The 13,103-nt window shown below is 60.8% G+C and carries 11 protein-coding genes and 1 tRNA gene; 8 read left to right on the top strand and 4 right to left on the bottom strand.

Annotated elements, in window-relative coordinates:
- The first annotated feature begins 183 nt into the window (after window positions 1-183).
- The 3 genes from HWY05_RS27725 (at window position 184) to HWY05_RS27735 (ending at window position 3,126) form a co-directional block, all read left to right on the top strand.
- Window positions 184-1,497: a replication-associated recombination protein A gene (locus HWY05_RS27725; RefSeq protein ID WP_035552376.1), complete on the top strand. Its 1,314-nt coding sequence runs from the start codon at window positions 184-186 to the stop codon at window positions 1,495-1,497.
- A gap of 111 nt (window positions 1,498-1,608) precedes the next feature.
- Entirely contained in the window at window positions 1,609-2,904 is a 1,296-nt protein-coding gene (gene serS / locus HWY05_RS27730; RefSeq protein WP_035552374.1) for a serine--tRNA ligase, read from the top strand.
- A 132-nt stretch (window positions 2,905-3,036) separates the two neighbouring features.
- Window positions 3,037-3,126 (top strand) — tRNA-Ser (locus HWY05_RS27735).
- 100 nt (window positions 3,127-3,226) lie between these two features.
- Here the strand turns inward: HWY05_RS27735 and HWY05_RS27740 are convergent.
- The 4 genes from HWY05_RS27740 to HWY05_RS27755 form a co-directional block, all read right to left on the bottom strand.
- On the bottom strand, window positions 3,227-3,820 hold the full coding sequence (locus HWY05_RS27740) for a thiamine phosphate synthase (protein WP_176060375.1): 594 nt from the start codon (window positions 3,818-3,820) through the stop codon (window positions 3,227-3,229).
- A gap of 19 nt (window positions 3,821-3,839) precedes the next feature.
- Complete coding sequence (locus HWY05_RS27745) at window positions 3,840-5,165, bottom strand: MFS transporter (RefSeq protein WP_176060376.1); 1,326 nt, start codon at window positions 5,163-5,165, stop codon at window positions 3,840-3,842.
- Entirely contained in the window at window positions 5,126-5,821 is a 696-nt protein-coding gene (locus tag HWY05_RS27750; protein WP_176060377.1) for a sigma factor-like helix-turn-helix DNA-binding protein, read from the bottom strand. The genes HWY05_RS27745 and HWY05_RS27750 overlap by 40 nt, the downstream gene beginning before the upstream one ends.
- A 147-nt stretch (window positions 5,822-5,968) precedes the next feature.
- Window positions 5,969-6,550: a hypothetical protein gene (locus tag HWY05_RS27755; RefSeq protein ID WP_035552370.1), complete on the bottom strand. Its 582-nt coding sequence runs from the start codon at window positions 6,548-6,550 to the stop codon at window positions 5,969-5,971.
- Window positions 6,551-7,091: 541 nt separating this feature from the next.
- Between HWY05_RS27755 and HWY05_RS27760 the strand changes: the two genes are divergently transcribed.
- From HWY05_RS27760 to HWY05_RS27780, 5 genes are all read left to right on the top strand, one after another.
- Window positions 7,092-8,345, top strand: coding sequence for an FAD/NAD(P)-binding oxidoreductase (locus HWY05_RS27760; RefSeq protein ID WP_208459118.1), 1,254 nt, complete (start codon window positions 7,092-7,094; stop codon window positions 8,343-8,345).
- A gap of 363 nt (window positions 8,346-8,708) precedes the next feature.
- Entirely contained in the window at window positions 8,709-9,467 is a 759-nt protein-coding gene (locus tag HWY05_RS27765) for a hypothetical protein (protein WP_051980579.1), read from the top strand.
- A gap of 37 nt (window positions 9,468-9,504) precedes the next feature.
- Window positions 9,505-10,707, top strand: coding sequence for a transporter substrate-binding domain-containing protein (locus HWY05_RS27770; protein ID WP_176060379.1), 1,203 nt, complete (start codon window positions 9,505-9,507; stop codon window positions 10,705-10,707).
- A gap of 246 nt (window positions 10,708-10,953) precedes the next feature.
- The gene (locus tag HWY05_RS27775) at window positions 10,954-12,255 is read left to right on the top strand and encodes an FAD-dependent oxidoreductase (protein ID WP_176060380.1); all 1,302 of its coding nucleotides are present in this window, start codon (window positions 10,954-10,956) and stop codon (window positions 12,253-12,255) included.
- A complete protein-coding gene (locus tag HWY05_RS27780; protein WP_035552362.1) occupies window positions 12,252-13,097 on the top strand; it encodes a DUF1365 domain-containing protein in 846 nt (281 codons plus the stop codon). The genes HWY05_RS27775 and HWY05_RS27780 overlap by 4 nt, the downstream gene beginning before the upstream one ends.
- The last annotated feature ends 6 nt before the right edge of the window (window positions 13,098-13,103 follow it).

A 13,103-nucleotide genomic window follows, 5' to 3' on the forward strand; every position in this document is an offset into this window, starting at 1 on the left:
GGCGTTTGCCACGCTGCCCGAATCCGCGTGGCCTTCCGCCGGCCGCCGTTGCTGTCAGTCACTGTCATAATGCAGGACCTTGCCCGCACCTTCGCACGCTGAAGTGCCGGCCTGATTCATCCGGCAACCCGCCGCCTTCATACGGACCGCGTCCGGAAAAGCCGAGATTATCCCCAAAACGTCATGTTTGAAGAACCCCGCGCCAATGTTCCGCTCGCCGAACGCCTGCGGCCCCGCAATATCGACGAAGTGATCGGCCAGAAGCATCTGCTCGGCCCGAACAAGCCGCTGCGGGTCGCGTTCGAATCCGGCGAAGCCCATTCGATGATCCTCTGGGGCCCGCCCGGCGTCGGTAAAACCACGCTCGCGCGGCTCATGGCGGATGCGTTTCACGCCGAGTTCATCGCGTTGTCGGCGGTGCTTTCGGGCGTGAAGGATATCCGCGAAGCCGTCGAGACCGCGCAGATTCATCGCGCGAACGGGCACCAGACGCTGGTGTTCGTCGACGAAGTGCATCGCTTCAACAAGAGCCAGCAGGACGCGTTTTTACCGCACGTCGAGTCGGGGCTGTTCGTGTTCGTCGGCGCGACGACGGAAAATCCGTCGTTCGAAGTGAACAGCGCATTGCTCTCGCGAGCCGCCGTCTACGTGCTGAAGAGTCTCACCGACGACGAGCAGCGCGAGTTGCTCGACCGTGCACAGCAGGAACTCGGCGGCCTCACGTTCACCGACGAAGCGCGCGACGCGTTGATCGGTTCCGCCGACGGCGACGGCCGCAAGCTGCTGAACAACCTCGAAATCGTCGCCCGCGCGGCCGCGCAGCAGAAAACCACCGAGATCGATGGCGCGTTGCTGGGCAGCGCGCTCGCCGAGAATCTGCGCCGCTTCGACAAGGGCGGCGACGCGTTCTACGACCAGATCAGCGCGCTGCATAAATCGGTGCGCGGCAGCAGCCCGGACGGCGCGCTGTACTGGTTCTGCCGCATGCTCGACGGCGGCGCGGACCCGCGTTACCTCGCACGCCGCATCGTGCGGATGGCGTGGGAGGACATCGGTCTCGCCGACCCGCGCGCGGCCCGCATCGCGCTCGACGCCGCCGAAACCTACGAGCGCCTCGGCACGCCAGAAGGCGAACTGGCGCTGGCGCAGGCGATCATTTATCTGGCGGTCGCGCCGAAGTCGAACGCCGGGTACAACGCGTACAACGAAGCGCGGCGGTTCGTCGGCAAGGATCAGTCGCGCGGCGTGCCGGTGCATCTGCGCAATGCGCCGACCAAGCTGATGAAGGAGCTCGGTTACGGTCACGAATACCGCTACGCGCACGACGAGCCCGATGCGTATGCGGCCGGCGAGACCTATCTGCCGGACAATATGCGCGATCCGCATTGGTACGAGCCGACGCCGCGCGGTCTGGAAGGCAAGATCGGCGACAAGATGGCGCGTCTGGCCGAACTGGATGCGCAGTGGCGCAGCGAGAACAAGCCGAAGAAGGACTGAGCGGATTCGCCCGGTGCCGGCATTCCGCACGCGCGCATCATCTAACGCACCGGCCGCCCGCGCCGGTGCGTTAAAATCCCAGCTTCATATAACGAACACCCGCCCCATCCCATGCTCGACATTCAGCTGCTGCGCAAAGACCTCGACGGCGTCGCCAAGCGCCTCGCCGACCGCGGCTATACCCTCGACGCGGCGGCTTTCACCGCGCTCGAAGCGGAACGCCGCGATACCCAGACCCGTACCGAAGAGATGCAGGCGCGCCGTAACAGCCTGTCGAAGCAGATCGGCGCGATGAAAGGCAAGGGCGAAGACACCTCGGCGCTGATGGCCGACGTGGGCGGTATCGGCGACGAGATGAAGGCGTCGGCGGCCCGCCTCGAAGAGATTCAGAAGGGCCTGTCGGACCTGCTGCTCGGCGTGCCGAACCTCGCGCACGAAAGCGTGCCGCACGGCGCCGACGAAGCCGGCAATGTGGAAGTGCGCCGCTGGGGCACGCCGCGCCAGTTCGATTTCGAGGTAAAGGATCACGTCGACGTCGGCACGCCGCTCGGCCTCGACTTCGAGACCGGCGCGAAGCTGTCGGGCGCGCGTTTCACGATGCTGCGCGGCCAGATTGCGCGGCTGCATCGCGCGCTGGCGCAGTTCATGATTGACACGCATACGGAGCAGCACGGTTATACGGAGGTTTACACGCCGTACATCGTGAATCCGGAAATTCTGTACGGCACCGGCCAGTTGCCGAAATTCGCCGACGACATGTTCCGTGTCGAGAAGGGCGGTGAAGAGAATACGGTCACGCAGTATCTGATTTCCACGTCGGAGATTTCGCTGACCAACACGGTGCGCGATAGCATCCTCGAAGCCGACGCGCTGCCGATCAAGCTGACCGCGCATTCGCCGTGCTTCCGCTCGGAAGCGGGCTCGTACGGCCGCGACACGCGTGGCCTGATCCGCCAGCATCAGTTCGACAAGGTCGAGATGGTGCAGATCGTCGCGCCGGATGCGTCGTATGAGGCGCTGGAACAGATGGTCGGTCATGCGGAAGCGATTCTGCAGAAGCTGGAGTTGCCGTATCGCGTGATCACGCTGTGTACGGGCGACATGGGCTTCTCGGCCGCGAAGACTTACGACCTCGAAGTGTGGGTGCCGGCGCAGAACACGTATCGCGAGATTTCGAGCTGCTCGAATACCGAGTCGTTCCAGGCTCGCCGGATGCAGGCGCGTTTCCGCAATGCGCAAGGCAAGCCGGAGCTGGTGCATACGCTGAACGGTTCGGGGCTGGCGGTGGGGCGTACGCTCGTCGCCGTGCTGGAGAACTTCCAGAATGCCGATGGCTCGGTGACGGTGCCGGCGGCGTTGCGTCCGTACCTGGGTGGGACGGAGCGGTTGGAAGTGCCGGCGGCTTGACCAGGTCTCTTTGAAGTTTTTTTGACGAGGGGCTTGGAAATCGGATTGAGCTGTTCTATAATCTTTCTCTCCCAAGCAACGACCCGCTTGGATCTGACGAAGCAGCCTTACAGCTGACAAGTTGGAAGACCCGGAAAGGTGGCAGAGTGGTCGAATGCGCTGGACTCGAAATCCAGTGTACCTTTAGGGGTACCGTGAGTTCGAATCTCACCCTTTCCGCCAAGATTCTTCAGAAAACCCCGTAAAGTCTATGACTTGCGGGGTTTTTTGTTTGGGGGCTCAAAATCTCGCTTCGAGGCAAATTGGCCGGAGACTAACCCCCCTATTCACCAACGCTAACCCAAAGCGACCGAATCGCCGCAATCCCATGAGCTCCCGACTTACGAGCCTCATCCAGGCTATCAACGCTCATCCCGCCCAACGCATAAACCGGAATCTTGGTCAATGCCACAAGCTCACGAAAACGCGGCCAACCCAGGGGTGTGGCAGTCGTATGAGTGGCCGTCGGCATAACAGGCGAGATGGTCAGTAAATCCGCACCTATCCGGTTCGCATGCAGCACCTGATGTTCGTCATGGCACGCAGCCGAAACCAGCAGCCTAGACGGCAACGGCCAACTGCTACAAGCCATCAGCCGAGTACTCGTGAGGTGAACCCCATCGGCGCGCACGGCCAGCGCCACTTCGGCCGACGCATTCACCAGCAAGCGCGCATCGTAGCGCCGGCAGCACGCCAGCGCCTGCTCGGCCAACCCGGCATACTGCGGCGCATCCAGCGTCTTGGCGCGCAACTGCACCAGGCGAACACCCGCTTCGAGACTGCGTTCCAGGCACGCGATAAAGTCGCCAAAAGGTTTCCCAGCCACGGGTTCAGGCGTGACCAGAAACGTCTGCGGTAACTGCATGAGATGACTCATTAAAGCTCAGCGAAAAGCGTTAAACAATCGATGACGACGCACGTCGTTGTTCGGCCTCAGCCGGATCGACGGCCGCCTTAATCAAGTTCCGTTGCTTCAGGCAAATGCTGTACGCAACCGGCGCGGCCAGCACACCCATCACGGTGATATAAAGCGCGGGCGCGGTTAGCAGATGCGTCACCTTGATCAGATAAGCGCCGACAACAGGCGCTGTCCCACCAAACACGGCGGTAGCGAGCGAATAGGTGGTCACCATACCAAAACTGCGCCAGTTGTCTTTAAACAGGTCGGGCAGCACGACAAAAATAACGCCGACCAGACAACCCGCCATGACGGCAAATGCCGCCTGCACCGTCAGCAGCGTCAGGAAATCACCGCGCTGCAGAAACGCGAACAGCGGATAACTACTGCAGACCAGAGACACGATACCAATGAGGGCGAGCCTCGATGCCTCTATCCAGCGTGTGGCGTAACCCGCCGCGACCATCGACAGTGAAAAAATCACCAGCGTAATCACGTTGGTCGAATGAGCGTCGAAACTGGACACGCCGAGATAGGTGCGGAGATACCCCGGCAACCAGACAAACGCCGTATAAAGGTGCGCCTCCATGAACGCCACCAGAACAATGGCTTGTATCAACGGCAATAAGGGCCGTGCATGCGATGCACGATCGGGCTGATTACCCGGTTTCGTCGAAATCGAAGACCTGAGTGAATAGATCCACAGCGACAGCGGAATGCACAGCAGGAACGGCCAGCGCCATACCTCGGTGAGATACCCGCCGCGAGCCGCCGCCGGCAAGCGTTGCAGCATGGCGCTGCAATAGGGCAGAGCCAGAACGATCCCCGACGCCAGCAACATACCGACGAAGCCGCTCGCCACGACCACCGCGCAGTAGAGGCCGCGATTTTTATCCACCACGTTGAGCGACACAAAATAACCGCTCAACGGCAACTCACCGCCGGCCGCAAAACCTTGCAGTATTTTCAGGGCGATCAGCAGCCCCGTCGCGAGATAACCCGCCGTCTGGTAGGTCGGCAAAAAAGCGATCAACGACGCCGGAATCGCCATGCCGATCATGCTTAATCTGAGTGCGGTCCCCGCGCCGAACCGATTACCCAGTACGCCGAAAAAGACGCTGCCGAAAGGCCGCGCCAGGTAACTGCTCGCGAACACCGAGAAACTCAGCATGAGCGCCGTCTTGTCGTTGGCGGCGGGAAAGAATAGCCGGCCGATTTCGAGGGCCATGAAAGCCGTCAGCGAGAATTCGTACCACTCGAACAGATTGGCGGTGAGCGCGATTCTCAGCAGGGGGTTGAATCGGAAGCGTAGGGGGTATGCCATTTGACGAGGGAAAGGACGTGGGGCAGATTGCCGTCGACTACCTTGTTGCGCAGGGCGTCCAGATGGGTTTCCACTGTGCGGTCCGACGTGCCGAGAAACTTGGCGATTTCCTTGTTGGTGAGCCGCTCAGTCTTTAAGAGGAAAACCCGGAACTGGGCATCGGTAGGTAGCGTGACGAAGTATTGAACGATCTCGAGACACGCCAGCACACGCTTGATCGCACTCATGACGTCGTAAAAATTCAGGTAGAGCTGGTAGAGGCTGTTGGGCGGCAGCGTGGGCGTAATGTCATTCCGATACGTGACGATGCCCAGAATATTCTTCCGGGAACCTAGCACCGGGAATTTGACCATTTCCTCCAGTTGGGCCTCGCCGCTGTCGTCGAGAAAATGGTGCCTGCCGAGTACATGCGTTTTCTTTTCGCGCGCACGAAAATCAAGCTTCTGAATGGCGGCTGCGTATTGCGCGCCCCATTCCGGTTGACAGAATTTCAGATCATTGATCGTCAGGCCTACGAGTTCCGCCGGATTCTCAACGCCGAATTGCCGGGAATTGTATCTATTATTAATAATGTATTTGCCGGTGTCTGCTTCCTTGAGGCTGGCGGAGACCGGAAAATTCTCTATGAAGCTGATAATTGCGCTATCGGATTTCATGATCGGTCTTACGCAAAAAACCATGGTGAGTCATAGGTGCTCCGACGCTTGCTCAATCGGGCGGACGGATTGCAGATTACAGGGTCTTGGTATCCGTGATCAACTAAACATGCCTTATGGATTAAATCCGTATCGCTTTGATGATTTTCAGTGTTCCGTCGTGTCCGGTGTTCTCACACATTGTTCAAAACATGGCGACCAACTCGACTCGGCAACGATAGGTACACGTACTGGCAAGCTGCCATCCATGTCCGCCGCAACGAGCGTCAGATAAAGACGGGTGGCAGTCTCATCGTTGCACTGCTCAAGCACGCTTTGTGCAGCGCGCAGAATCGGCATGCGCTTACGCAGGCGCTTTGCGCTCTGGGAGACATCGCGCGCGAAATCGACCGGCTCCTCGTGCGGCAGGCTTTCGATAAGCTCAACATCCGTCGCATCGAGGTCGTCGAGCAGGCTCGGCGATGGTGCGTTGCTGGGCGTCGATTCACTGTCCGACGACGTCGTTTCCGGCGTCATGCGACCCGCCAGATCGAGTAAGCGCAGACCCAGTGCGAGGATGGCGTTTCGCTGCACGTGCGGGGTCATCTCGATACGCCGGCCAGGCTGCCCGTTCGACTGACTTTGCCGTAAGACGACCGATACCGAATCCGGATACGCCGGCGCGGATTCGTCGCCATTCTCGATACACAGCCAGCTGGCGCCGATGCGGAATTTAAGATTCTTTTTCATGTTTCGCTCGTGTTGCGCAGATGAATGCGTGGGGCATATAAAGTCCGCGCGCGCTCCCTCGTCTGGCGGCAGTTCGTCCGTTTCGTACAGGTCCGAAAGCAATGCGCGACGTCTTGATAATTGTCGCGTTAAAAGGACGTGGGCGTATCCGTGGAAACTACGTAACCGGTACGTATATGGCATAAATTATTGAAAGGATGGCGAATTGTGGTATTTAAAGTGAATCTTAATGCGAGAGTTGATTGTGGTAACAGAAGTGGCTCTATTTTTGTAATTCTGAAAGTGGAGGGTGTCGATGAGTGAGTATTACCTTCTATCTGGAAATAAAATAAAAATGCGCCGTGACTATATCTAAAATATTGAAGGGCGGCCGGAATCGTTATCGCGTGTTCAATGCGATAGAATTCGAGTCGAGATATCAATTTCATTGAACAGCGCTTAACGGTTCATGGCAGAACCCTATCTGCCTGACGACGGCACCGGCCACCGCTGCAACGTGTCGACCGGCATAACCCAACCCTCCGGAAGCAAAGGTATCGCGATGAGTACGACTGCAGCAGCTTCAGACAGCCCGGAAACGTTCGACGTCGTGGTGATCGGCGGCGGCGCCGCGGGCATCGGCGTGACGGCGAGCTTGCTGCGCCGCCGTCCCGGATTGCGCATCGCGATCATCGAGCCGGCGGAGCGCCATTTCTATCAGCCGGCGTGGACGCTGGTCGGCGGGGGCGTCTTCAATATCGGCGACACCGTGCGGCCCATGTCGTCCGTCATGCCCGAGCGCGCGCATTGGATACGAGCGAGCGCCAACGCCATCGAACCCGAACAGCATCTTGTTCGGCTCGACAACGGACGCGCACTGACTTACCAGCGTTTGATCGTGTGTCCCGGTTTGCGGCTCGCGTGGGAAAAGATCGAAGGGCTGGAAGAGACGCTGGGCAAAAACGGTGTGACGTCGAACTACCGGTTCGATCTCGCGCCGTACACCTGGCAACTGGTCCGTGAACTGAAGGGCGGCAAGGCGCTTTTCACGCAACCGGGCATGCCGATCAAATGCGCGGGCGCGCCGCAAAAGGCGCTGTATCTGTCGTGCGATTACTGGCGCAAGCAACACGTGCTCGACAAGGTTTCGGTCGAATTCAATCTGGCCGGCGACGTGCTGTTCGGCGTGGCGGCATTCGTGCCGTCGTTGATGAAATACGTGGAGCGCTATCAGGCGTCGCTGGCGTTCGGCTCGGATCTGATCAGCGTCGACGGCGCTCGCAAGATCGCAACGTTCGCTGTGAAGGACGAGGCGGGTGGCGTCGTTCGTGTCGAGAAGCCGTTCGACATGCTGCATGTGGTCCCGCCGCAGCTTCCGCCGGCCGTGGTCAGCAGCAGCGTGCTCGCCGACAAGACCGGCTGGTGCGAAGTGGATCACGCCACGCTGATGCATCCGCGCTATCCGGAGGTGTTTGCCCTCGGCGACGCGTGTTCCGCGCCCAACGCCAAAACGGCCGCGGCGGTTCGCAAACAGATCGTGGTCGTCGCGGAAAATCTGCTGGCGTCCATCGACGCTAAACCATTGCCTGCGCTCTACGACGGATACGGCGCGTGTCCGCTGACGGTCGAGAGAGGGAAAGTCGTGCTGGCGGAATTCGGCTACGGCGGCAAGCTGCTGCCCACGTTTCCGCTCGACCCAACGGTGCCGCGCGCGCTCGCCTGGCATCTGAAGTCCGGTTTTCTTCCGTGGCTGTACTGGAACGGCCTGCTGAAGGGCCGCGAATGGCTCGCCGCGCCGGCAAAAGCGCCAGCGTGAGCGAAGCGCCGCCCGGCGGCGCGAACGCAGAAGATAGTCGGCATGGGCGTGACGCATCAGAACATAACGTCACGCTTCATAACTCCAGTGAAAGCGTTGTGAAATATTCGCCACGTGACTTCGTCAGAATCAACGAGCGTTTGAATTCCTGCCAGCCCTTTCCGATCGCGCGTCAAAACCACCCCCACTTCCCCCGTCGCCTTAGTGGTTGTAAAGTCATACCGCGTTTGCCTGCTGAAGTCCAAAAACCCAGCCCGCAACCGCAAAGTAATAACGCCACACAAGGTTCACAAGCCACAAAGACGTCCCGTAAGTTTTTTTGCAAACGCAGTTTTGTAAAACAGGCTTCAAAAGGGGATTCACATGTCAGTCGGCAATACGGTCGTTGACGCGACCAAAAGCAGCACGAAGTACAAGCTCATCAAGTGGTCGATTATCGGGTTGTGCATCGCCATCGGCGCGCCGCTCGCCATCCTGCTGGTCAAGGGCCTCGTCGGCCTGATCCTCGCCGCGGTCATCGGTCTCGCCGCGATCAACTTCGGTCCCGTGCTCGCCATGAAGTTCGCGAACCAGAAGGTCAAGATGTTCGTGAACGAAGCGAAAGCCAATCCGATCGAAACGCTTTACAACGAACTGGCCGAAAAACAGGAAGGCGCCGAGCGCTTCAAGAAAAGCATCACCGATTTCCGTACCGAAGTAAAAAACTTCGAAGACAAAACCGCGCAATTCAAAAAACAATATCCGGAAGATGCCGCGCGTTTCGAAAACCAGCTGGCGACCATGAAAAAGCTGCTCGCGTTTCGCGAGGGTCGCTATAAACAGGTACAGGACGAACTCAAGCGTTTCGCCGACGCGATCGACCGCGCCAAGGCGCTGTGGGATATGTCGCAGTCCGCGCAACGCATGAACAAGATCGCCGGCATGCAGACCAGCGACACCTTCGCGCAAATCAAAACCGATGCCGCGCTCGATTCGGTCATGAACTCGGTCAATAAAGCGTTTTCCGAAATGGAAACGTCGCTGATGGAGAGCGCCGAAGTGCAGCAGGCGAAGGCCGCCACCGAAATGGGCACGCTCACGCCGCCCGCCCCGCAAATCGGCTCGCCGACCGCGCCGCACTAATTCCGGCGCACCCTCCGATAACTCGACTCGACCAAAAATGAAGAAAATTCTGGGTTCGGTTCTTTTCCTGATTTTGCTGGCGGCTGGTTGGTACATCCACGAAGGCGGCCTGAAAAACCTCAACTACGGGCAGGGCGCTAACAAAGACTCCGCCACGGTGAACGGCATCGACACCGGCAACAGCGGTAATAATGGCAACAGCGGCAGCACCGGCAATAACAGCAACAGCGCCACCACCGCCGCCGCGACGCCGCCCGTCGCCAACAACCCGGACGGCTTCGTGCCGAACAAGGACACGCTGAAGTCAATCCTGAGCAACGGCGTCGTGCGCGTCAGCGTCGAGAATCCTTCGCGGCCGTTCTATTCGGAAGACAACGGTAAGCCGCAAGGCTTCAACGTCGACTTCGCCAAGCTGCTGTTCGCGCAGAAAGAGTTCACGTCGGGCGATCATCCGACCATCACGGTCGACACGCATCACGGCGTGGACACGTACCCTGCGGTCCCCGATCAGCTCACGAAGACCGACCAGCAGGGCAACGCGGTCGTCGATGTCGCGATGGACGGCCTGACCTTCGCCGACAACACGCCGAGCGGCGTCGTGTATTCGATTCCGTATGTGGAGGATTTCGGCTATTCGCTGATCGTCGCGCAGGGTTCGCCGGTACGTTCCGCGGCGGATCTCGCGGGCAAAACGGTCGGCGTGCTGCAAGGCGACCCGGACGTGAAGGCGTTCGTGCAGAAAGCCTTTCCGGATAGCAAGATCGTCGAGTTGTCGGATGCAAGCATCGAAGGACAGCGCTCGTGGATGGCGCACTTCCTCGACGGCCACCAGGTCGACGCGATCGTCTACGACTATCCGTTCGGCGTCGCGGAGATCAAGGGCACCGATCTGAAGTTCGCGGTCACCAAGCTCGACGGCTCGAACCTGTCGTACAAGGTCGGCGTGCGCAAGGAAGACGGCGCGTTGCTGATCTACCTGAACTCGGCCATCGCCAAGGTCAAGCAGTCGCCGGCGTATCTCGACCTGCTGCGACAATATTTCATCAGCGACCAGGTGCTGACCACCGCGGCAAGCGGCGGCGAGAAGACCTACGTGGTGCGTTCGGGCGACACGCTGAACGCCATCGCGCTCAGCCAGTTGGGCAGCGGCGCCCGCTATGTGGACGTGCAGAAGCGCAACAACCTGCCGAACCCCAATCTGATCCTGATCGGCCAGCATCTGATCATCCCGCTGCACTAAAACGCATCGCCGGAGCGTCGTTCCGCCACCCGTCTCACGCCGCCCGGCGCGAGACGGGCAGGGCGTCGTGAAGCAGGTCGCATACGGGTCATCCCGCTGCGCCCATTTCACATCACAGAATCAGCCCCCTAATTCCGCCACGCCTGCATCCATTCCGGTCCGCGTTGCGTAAATCCCCTCAAGGACGCGCAACCCCCGCTACATCCCATTCACCGACCGCGCGCCCCTCGATCAGGAGACGCGCCCATGACCCACCCGGCACCGACCACCCCACTACCGCGCGGATCGCGGGTCGCGGTTATCGGCGGCGGCATTTCGGGCCTCGCCAGCGCTTATCTGCTGGCACGCAACCATCAGGTCACGCTGTTCGAATCGGCCGGCTACATTGGCGGTCACACCAATACCGTCGACGTCACGCTCGAAGGCCACACGCATCCCGTCGACACCGGCTTCCTGGTGTTCAACGACCGCACCTACCCGAATCTGATCGCGCTGTTCGCCGAACTGGGCGTGCAGTCGCACCCGAGCGAAATGACCTTCTCGGTCTCGCTCGACGAAGGCCGCCTCGAATGGGCCGGCACGAATCTGAACACCGTGTTCGCGCAGCGCCGCAACCTGTTCTCGCCGACGTTCATCGGCATGCTGCGCGACATCATGCGTTTTAACGGCAGCGCCCAGCAGAACCTCGAACTCGCGACGCAAACGCGCGCCTCGATGGGCGAACTGCTGACGGCCGGCGGCTACGGCGGCGCGTTCCAACGCCACTATCTGCTACCGATGGCCGCCGCCATCTGGTCGAGCGCGACCTCCGACATTCTCGCGTTCCCAGCCACCACGTTCCTGCGCTTCTGCCTGAACCACGCGTTGCTGCAGGTGAACCGGCGTCCGCAGTGGCGGACGGTGGTCGGCGGCGGGCGTGAATATGTGCGTCGCATCGTCGACACGCTCACCGATGTGCGCATCGACACCGCCGTGCGCGGCGTGCGGCGTGACGCGCACGGTGTCGACATTTTTACCGACGACAGCGCGCAGCGCTTCGACGCCGTGGTGTTCGCCACCCACGCGCCGACCACGCTGCGTCTGCTGGAAGATGCCGATCAGGACGAGCGCGGCGTGTTGAGCGCGGTGCGCTATCAGCCGAACGTCGCCGTGCTGCATACCGATACGAACCTGCTGCCGCGCCGGCAACGCGTGTGGTCGGCCTGGAATTACCTGGGCAGCCGCCGGGTCGACGGCACGCATCCGGTGTGCGTCAGTTATCTGGTGAACCAGTTGCAGCCGCTGCCGTTCAAGACGCCGCTGGTCGTCACGCTGAATCCGGTGACGCAGCCCGCGCCCGGCACCGAACTGCGCCGCTTCGTCTACGACCATCCGCTGTTCGATCTGGCCGCGATCGATGCACAGCATCGTCTGCCGCAGTTGCAAGGCAAGCGTCGCACGTGGTTCGCGGGCGCATGGACGGGCTACGGTTTTCACGAGGACGGCCTGAAATCGGCGCTGCGCGTTGCCGCCGATTTCGACGCTTCACCGGCATGGGCGAAGCTATGAGTGCCGTCCGCGCCAGCGTCGATCCGGCCGCCTGGCTCCTGACCGGGCAGGTGATGCACGAGCGTCTGCGACCACGGCCGCATCGTTTCACGTATCCGGTGTTCTACGTGCGCTGCGATCTGGACCGGCTGGCGTCGCTCGCGAGCGGCTGGTTCGGTATCGACCGCTGGCGGCCGCTCAGTCTGCATACGCGCGACCATGGTCCGCGCGACGGCAGCGATCTCGCCGTGTGGATGCGCGCGCAACTATCGGCGGCGGGTATCGACGAAGCGGACGGCAGGATCTGGCTGCAGGCGTTTCCGCGCGTGTTCGGCTACGCGTTCAATCCGGTGAGCTTCTGGTTCTGTCACGACCGCGACGGGAATCTGCGCGCGCTGCTGGCCGAAGTTCGCAACACGTTCGGCGCGCGTCACAGCTATCTGTTGAGCGCCGAAGGCAACGCGCCGATCACCGCGGAGACGCAGCTCATGTGCAGAAAAGTGCTGCACGTGTCGCCGTTTTGCCGCGTGGAAGGCAGCTACTCATTTCGCGTCCGGGAGACGCGGCTTCACGCGTCGGTCGCGATCGACTACCGCGACGCCGACGGTCTGCTGATCCGCACCGCGCTGGGTGGCCATCTGCAACCGCTGACACGCGCCAGCGCGCTTGGCGCGTTGCTGCGCCAGCCGCTGCTGACGCTCGGCGTCGTCGCCAGAATTCATTGGCAGGCCGTGCGCCTCGCGCTGAAGAAAGCGCCGTTCTACGGCAAACATCCCGCGCCGGGGCGCAATGCCGACGCATCCACCGACCACGCCGCAGCGGGCCAACCGTCCACCGCTGCGCGTTCCATTTCGTCCGATTGAGGAGAT

The sequence above is a fragment of the Paraburkholderia sp. BCC1876 genome (genome assembly GCF_902833695.1).
Taxonomy (GTDB): domain Bacteria; phylum Pseudomonadota; class Gammaproteobacteria; order Burkholderiales; family Burkholderiaceae; genus Paraburkholderia.

Bases quoted from the DNA above. Each gene is read 5' to 3' on its own strand.
- HWY05_RS27725 (WP_035552376.1), top strand. From the start codon at position 184: ATGTTTGAAGAACCCCGCGCCAATGTTCCGCTCGCCGAACGCCTGCGG.
- serS (WP_035552374.1), top strand. From the start codon at position 1,609: ATGCTCGACATTCAGCTGCTGCGCAAAGACCTCGACGGCGTCGCCAAG.
- HWY05_RS27740 (WP_176060375.1), bottom strand. From the start codon at position 3,820: ATGAGTCATCTCATGCAGTTACCGCAGACGTTTCTGGTCACGCCTGAA.
- HWY05_RS27745 (WP_176060376.1), bottom strand. From the start codon at position 5,165: ATGGCATACCCCCTACGCTTCCGATTCAACCCCCTGCTGAGAATCGCG.
- HWY05_RS27750 (WP_176060377.1), bottom strand. From the start codon at position 5,821: ATGAAATCCGATAGCGCAATTATCAGCTTCATAGAGAATTTTCCGGTC.
- HWY05_RS27755 (WP_035552370.1), bottom strand. From the start codon at position 6,550: ATGAAAAAGAATCTTAAATTCCGCATCGGCGCCAGCTGGCTGTGTATC.
- HWY05_RS27760 (WP_208459118.1), top strand. From the start codon at position 7,092: ATGAGTACGACTGCAGCAGCTTCAGACAGCCCGGAAACGTTCGACGTC.
- HWY05_RS27765 (WP_051980579.1), top strand. From the start codon at position 8,709: ATGTCAGTCGGCAATACGGTCGTTGACGCGACCAAAAGCAGCACGAAG.
- HWY05_RS27770 (WP_176060379.1), top strand. From the start codon at position 9,505: ATGAAGAAAATTCTGGGTTCGGTTCTTTTCCTGATTTTGCTGGCGGCT.
- HWY05_RS27775 (WP_176060380.1), top strand. From the start codon at position 10,954: ATGACCCACCCGGCACCGACCACCCCACTACCGCGCGGATCGCGGGTC.
- HWY05_RS27780 (WP_035552362.1), top strand. From the start codon at position 12,252: ATGAGTGCCGTCCGCGCCAGCGTCGATCCGGCCGCCTGGCTCCTGACC.